We start from the raw sequence: 6,000 nt of genomic DNA, 5'->3' as shown, positions 1-6,000 counted from the left end.
CGCGCCGCCGCGGCGGCACCGCGCGATGCCAGGATGGGGGCCGCGACGCCCGCCACGACCAACGCGACGGCCAGCACCGCGGCCGCGAGCGGCGAGACAAGCGCCATGATCACCACCGCGACCACCCCGGTGACGGCGGCGACCGCCGCGGGCAGCACCGCGCGCACGAGCGCGTTTCCGATCTCGTCGACGTCGGCGCCGGTGCGCGCCAACAGGTCGCCGCGCCGGATCGAGACGGTCGCCGCGGCGTCGCCACCGGCCAGCGCGCGGTAGACCTTCTCCCGCGCCGTGGCCATCGCGCGCAACGCGACGTCGTGGGTGGCCAGGCGCTCGAGGTAGCGGAACAGCCCGCGCGAGATGCCGAGCGCACGGACGGCGGTGATCGCGACGGACAGCGCGAGGATCGGCGGTTGCTGCCACGCACGGGTGATCAGCCAGGCCGACAGGGCGGCCAGCCCCAGTGCGCTGAGGGCCCCCAGGGAGCCGTACAGCAGGGACAGGGCGATGCCGCGCCGCCGGATGTCGAGGACACCGAGGACCCGCCACACGGGGTCGCGCCTCATGACGACGCCCCCACGGCGACGACCCGGTCGGCCACGTCCAGCCACTGCGCTCGATGGGCGGCGACGATGACCGTCGCGCCGGCCCGCGCGCGGGCGGCGACCGCCGCGACCACGCGGTCGCGGGACTCGGCGTCCAGGTGGGCGGTCGGCTCGTCGAGCACCAGCACCGGCACATCGCGGGCCAGCGTGCGGGTCAGCGCGAGGCGCTGGCGCTGGCCGGCGGACAAGCCGGTGCCGCCCTCGCCGAGCACAGTGGCGTGCAGGTCGGTGCCGAACTGCTCGGCGGCGACCCGGTCCCATCCGGTCGCCGCGGCGGCTGCCGACAGCGCCGCGGGGTCGAGGGGGCCGTAGAGCGCGAGGTTCTCCGCAACGGTCCCCGGCACGATCGCCGGATGTTGCGGCAACCACCCGATCTGCGGCTGGCACGCGGCGCACTGGGCGCGCGAGAGCACCGTGTCGCCGATGACGATCGCGCCCTCGTCGAGTTGGACCAGCCCCAGCAACGCACCGAGCGCCGTCGACTTGCCCGACCCGTTCGCCCCGGTCAGCACGGTGATCGAGCCGGGCTCACAGTCGGCGTCGAGGTCGCGCGGCGCCCAGCCGTCGCGGGCGCGCACCCCGATGCCGGAGAGCGTGATGGTCGTGCCGGCCAGCGGAACGGCGGCGGTCGAGGCCTCGTCGACGTCCCGGACGTCCGAGTCCGCGAGCAGTCCGAAGGCGGCGTTGGTCGCCGCCACCCCGTCGGCCGAGTCGTGGAAGGCGGCGCCGACCTGGCGCAGGGGCCGGTAGGCCTCGGGGGCCAGCACCAGCGCCAGGACCCCCGCGAACAGCGACATCTCGCCGTACACCAGGCGCAGGCCGATGCTCACCGCGACGAGGGCGACCGACAGTGTCGCCATCAGTTCGAGCCAGGCGCCGGAGAGGAAGGCCACGCGCAGCGTGCCCATCGTCGACTGCCGCCAGCTGCTGCCCAACTCCTCGACCTGTTTGCCGGCACCCTGGGCACGGTGCAGCGCGCGCAGCGTCGGGATGCCGGCGACGAGGTCGAGGAGCATCGACTGCTGGCGCTCGGTGGCGTCGAGCTTGGCCTGGGTGCGGTCGCGGGTCATCAGCCCGATCAGGATCCCGAAGAGTGGGATCAGCGGGATGGTCAGCACGATCAGTCCGGCCGAGACGAGGTCGGTGCAGGCGATCACCGCGATGACGATCGGCGTCAGCGTGGCGGCGAGGATCAGTGACGGCACGTACCCGGAGAGGTACGGCGCGAGGTCGTCGAGGCCGCGCAGCAACACCGTCGTCGCCGACCTGCGGTGGGCGGCCAGTGAGCGCATGTCGGTGCGTGCGGGATCGGTGATCGCGTCGACCACGTCATCGCGCACCTCGCCGATCACCGTCTGCGCGGCCCGCTGCGCGTACCGCTCGGCGGCATAGGTGGTCAGCACCTGGACGCCGAACGCCCCGACGAGCAACGCCAGATGCGGTCCCTGGGCGGCGAAGGAGCGTTTGGCCGGTTCGGCCGCCAGCTCCGACAGGATCGAGGTGACGGCGAACGCGACGGCGATGACCGACAGCGTCGTGATCAGTCCGGCGACGACCGTGACGACGAGGAATCGCCGCGCCGACGGCGAGAGCCGGAGCAACCGCGGATCGAGCGGCGCCCGGCTCTCCCGGTCGGACGGGCGGCTACGGGTGTCGCTCACCCACGCAACGATGCCAGACCCGTGGGGGCGGGAATGGCCGAGGCGGAGATGCGCTTGCGGAACACCCAGTACGACCAGCCCTGGTAGAGCAGGACGAGCGGGGTGATCAGCACCGCGGCCCACGTCATGACCACCAGTGTGTAGTGGCTCGACGACGTGTTCGCGATCGTCAGGCTGTTGGCCGGGTCGGTCGTCGACGGGAGGACCGCCGGGTACAGGCAGCCGAACAGCGTCACGATCGTCATGATGATGGCGATCGACGTCGCAGCGAAGGCCCAGCCCTCACGCTTGAGCTGCGTCAGCACGACGGTCGCGATCGCGGACACGGCGGCGATCAGGACCGACACCCAGGTCCACCCCTTGCCGTGGGCGAGCTGCGTCCACAGCAGGAAGGCGGTCGCGACGACGGTCATCGCGATCGACAGACGCGCGGCCAGGGCCATCGACTCCTTGCGGAGGTTGCCGCCGGTCTTGAGCGACAGGAACACGGCGCCGTGGGTGAGGAAGGCGAGCAGCGTCGTCACGCCGCCCAACAGCGCATACGGGTTCAGCAGGCCCCAGAAGGTCCCGGTGAACTGCGCCTTCTCGTTGATCGGCAGCCCGCGCACGACGTTCGCGAAGGCGACGCCCCACAGCAGTGCCGGGATCCAGGACCCGATGGCGATGCACCAGTCCCACACCTGCCGCCACTTGGGGTCGTTGATCTTGCCGCGCCACTCGATCGCGCACACGCGCACGATCAGCGCCACCAGGATGATCAGCAGCGGGATGTAGAAGGCCGTGAACATCGTCGCGTACCACCCGCCGAAGGCGGCGAACATCGCTCCGCCGGCGGTCAGCAGCCAGACCTCGTTGCCGTCCCACACCGGGCCGATGGTGTTGAGGACCGCGCGGCGCTTCTTCTCGTCGCCGCGGCCCAGGATGCCCATCAGCATGCCGACGCCGAAGTCGAACCCCTCCAGGACGAAGTAGCCGGTGAACAGCACTCCGATAAGAATGAACCAGAACTCGGGCAAACCCATGATCGTCTCGTCTCTCTCGTCGTCCGGTCGTCAGTACGCGAACGACAGGTGCTTTTCTTCCTCGGCCTTCTCCAGTGCCGCTTCCTCGGCACCCGGGGCCGCCGGCCCCTCACGGATGAAGCGGCGTTGCAGCGCGAACCACACGACGCCCAGGGCTCCGTAGAGGAGGGTGAACACGATCAGCGAGCCGAGCACCACTCCTGCGGAGTTGTTCGACACGCCCTGCTGGACGAGCATCGACACGCGCAGCGGGTCCAGGTTGTCGGCCCAGTTGGGCGCGACGATCCACGGCTGGCGGCCCATCTCGGTGAAGATCCAGCCCGATGCGTTGGCCAGGAACGGCGCCGGGATCATCCACAGCGCGATCAGGCCGAACCGCCGCGACGTCACGACGCGGCGCTTGCGCGTCAACCACAGCCCGCCGAGCGCGATGACGACCGAGCCCAGGGCCCACGTGATCATCGCGCGGAACGACCAGTAGGTGACGAACAGGTTCGGGGCGTAGTTCTGGCCCTTGTGCGCCGGGTTGCCGGCGAACTTCTGCTCGTACTCCTTCTGCAGCTCCTGCACACCCTTGATCTCGGTGTTGAAGCGGTGGTCGGCCATGAAGGACAACATGCCGGGGATCGCGATCACGTGGTCGATATGGTCGCAGTTGTTCTGCCGGCCGATGGACAGCACCGAGAAGGACGCGTTGTGCTCGGTCTTGCACAGGGACTCGGCGGCGGCCATCTTCATCGGCTGCTGCTTGAACATGATCTGCGCCTGCAGGTCGCCGGTGACGATCGTGCCGATACCGGCCGCGATCACCAGCCACAGGGCGAACCGGGTGACCGGGCGCCACATCTTCGCGGCGTCGTCGTTCAGCTGGGCCGGGGTCGCGTCGTGCAGGCTCGGCGCCTTGGTGTCCTCGAGCTGCGCGGTCCCACCCGTGGCGTCCGACTCCAGCTGGCGGGCCCGCCACGTCGACCGGGCCATCCACCAGATGCCGATCGCGGCGACGAAGGTCGACGCGGTGAGCAGGGCACCGGCGACGACGTGCGGGAAGGCCGCGAGCGTCGTGTTGTTGGTCAGCAGCGCGATGATGTTGTTCATCTTCGGGCGGTTGCGGGAGTCGTCCCAGTCGACGCCCACGGGGTGCTGCATGAACGAGTTGGCGGCGATGATGAAGTACGCCGAGGCGTTCACGCCGAAGGCCACCATCCAGATGCAGGCCAGGTGGATCTTGCGCGGCAGGCGCCCCCAGCCGAAGATCCACAGGCCGATGAACGTCGACTCGGCGAAGAAGGCGATCAGGCCCTCCAGGGCGAGCGGTGCGCCGAAGACGTCGGCGACGAACCGGCTGTACTCGCTCCAGTTCATGCCGAACTGGAACTCCTGCACGATGCCGGTGGCCACGCCGAGCGCGAAGTTGATCAGGAACAGCTTCCCGAAGAACTTGGTGGCCCGCAGCCAGGCCTCGTTGCCGGTCTTGTACCAAACCGTCTGCATCACCGCGAGCATCGGCGCCAGGCCGATCGTCAGCGGGACGAGAATGAAGTGGTAAACGGTCGTGATCCCGAATTGCCAACGGGAAACGTCGACGACATCCATGCGGTTGCCTCATCTGCTGGGCTGGAGCTCTTGGGCTGGGGCTGTGCGACTACTACCGGTGATAGTAACCGCGTCAAAAGTACGTCGCGCCCGGAATTTTGGATAGGGACCCCGGTCCCTCATCGGGGGTGGTCCTCGTCACCAGAGGGTCGAGCCGAGTGCTTCCCGCGCGAGGATTGTCGTCGCGCGTCGACGATTGGCCACGCGCGACGACATTCCGCTCGCGCGAGCTAGGCCAGCACCACGGCCCGCGACGCCAGGTCCGCGAATCGTGCGGCCGCCGGGGCGTCGCCGTCGCGCCGCAGGTCGACGTCGTCGAGGCGGATCACCCGGGCCGCGATCGTCACCGACGAGCACAACCACACCGAGTCGGCGGCCCGCAGGTCGTCGGGGCGCAGCGGGGTGTAGGCGGTGCTCCAGCCCTCGGCCTCGGCACGCTCGAAGATCGCCGCGACCGTCGTGCCCGGCAGGATGCCCGACTCGATCGGCGGGGTGCGCAAGGACCGCCCGTCGACGGCGACGACGCTCGACCGCGGACCCTCCAGCACGAAGTCGTCACCGGAGGTGTAGACCACGTCGCCGAAGCCGCCGATTGCGGCGTGGCGCAGCGCCGCCATGTTCGCCGCGTAGCTGAGCGTCTTCACCCCGATCAGCTGCCACGGCGCGCGGGCGGCGAAATCGGTCGGGTAGCCGCGCTCGAGCAAGCAGGCCGACACCCCGTCGGTGCGCGCCCGCGCGGCCGCGGGTCCGACCGGCCCGACCATCACGAGCGAGGTGGCGCGCTGCGGGTCGTCGGCCGACGCGGGCGCCGCTTCGCGGCCGCGCGTGTAGACCAGTCGCAACAGTCCGTCGGCGTCGTCGTTCTCCGCCGCCCACGCGGCGGCCGCGGTCGACGCCGCCGCCGACCACAGCGGCAGCGACGGCTCCGGAAGGTCCATCCGTGCCGCTCCCCCGACGAACCGCTCGAGGTGGCGCGGCGCATTGCAGGCCCGCCCGTCGCGCACCAGCAGCGTCTCGAAGATGCCGTCGCCGCGCACGACCGACAGGTCGTCGGCGTGGATCTGCGGCTGCTCCGGGTCGCACCGGCCGCGGTGGACGTCGAAGAGGATCGGGGTCGCCATA

5 protein-coding genes are annotated in these 6,000 nt (G+C 70.5%); all 5 read right to left on the bottom strand.

Annotated features, from left to right (window positions below; translation table 11 throughout):
• Positions 1 to 563: ABC transporter transmembrane domain-containing protein (locus tag QM634_RS06300; RefSeq protein ID WP_415041918.1), on the bottom strand; the 563-nt coding region annotated here is incomplete at its 3' end.
• Complete coding sequence (gene cydD, locus QM634_RS06295; RefSeq protein ID WP_415041917.1) at positions 560 to 2,263, bottom strand: thiol reductant ABC exporter subunit CydD; 1,704 nt, start codon at positions 2,261 to 2,263, stop codon at positions 560 to 562. The genes cydD and QM634_RS06300, both read right to left, overlap by 4 nt.
• A complete protein-coding gene (cydB, locus tag QM634_RS06290; protein WP_415041916.1) occupies positions 2,260 to 3,285 on the bottom strand; it encodes a cytochrome d ubiquinol oxidase subunit II in 1,026 nt (341 codons plus the stop codon). Before cydB ends, cydD begins: the two co-directional genes overlap by 4 nt.
• Before the next feature lie 30 nt (positions 3,286 to 3,315).
• Positions 3,316 to 4,878 (bottom strand): cytochrome ubiquinol oxidase subunit I, encoded by a 1,563-nt coding sequence (locus QM634_RS06285; RefSeq protein WP_415041915.1) that lies wholly within the window; start codon positions 4,876 to 4,878, stop codon positions 3,316 to 3,318.
• A 230-nt stretch (positions 4,879 to 5,108) separates the two neighbouring features.
• On the bottom strand, positions 5,109 to 5,999 hold the full coding sequence (locus QM634_RS06280) for an aminodeoxychorismate lyase (RefSeq protein WP_415041914.1): 891 nt from the start codon (positions 5,997 to 5,999) through the stop codon (positions 5,109 to 5,111).
• Between the last annotated feature and the right edge of the window lies 1 nt (position 6,000).

Source organism: Gordonia sp. (in: high G+C Gram-positive bacteria) (genome assembly GCF_047606305.1).
Classification (GTDB): domain Bacteria; phylum Actinomycetota; class Actinomycetes; order Mycobacteriales; family Mycobacteriaceae; genus Gordonia.
Note: the sequence above shows the minus strand (reverse complement) of the source record. Positions and strands in the feature narration are given on the sequence as shown.

Excerpts from the sequence above, each read along its gene's own strand:
- cydB (WP_415041916.1), bottom strand. The coding sequence starts at position 3,285 with ATGGGTTTGCCCGAGTTCTGGTTCATTCTTATCGGAGTGCTGTTCACC.
- QM634_RS06285 (WP_415041915.1), bottom strand. The coding sequence starts at position 4,878 with ATGGATGTCGTCGACGTTTCCCGTTGGCAATTCGGGATCACGACCGTT.
- QM634_RS06280 (WP_415041914.1), bottom strand. The coding sequence starts at position 5,999 with ATGGCGACCCCGATCCTCTTCGACGTCCACCGCGGCCGGTGCGACCCG.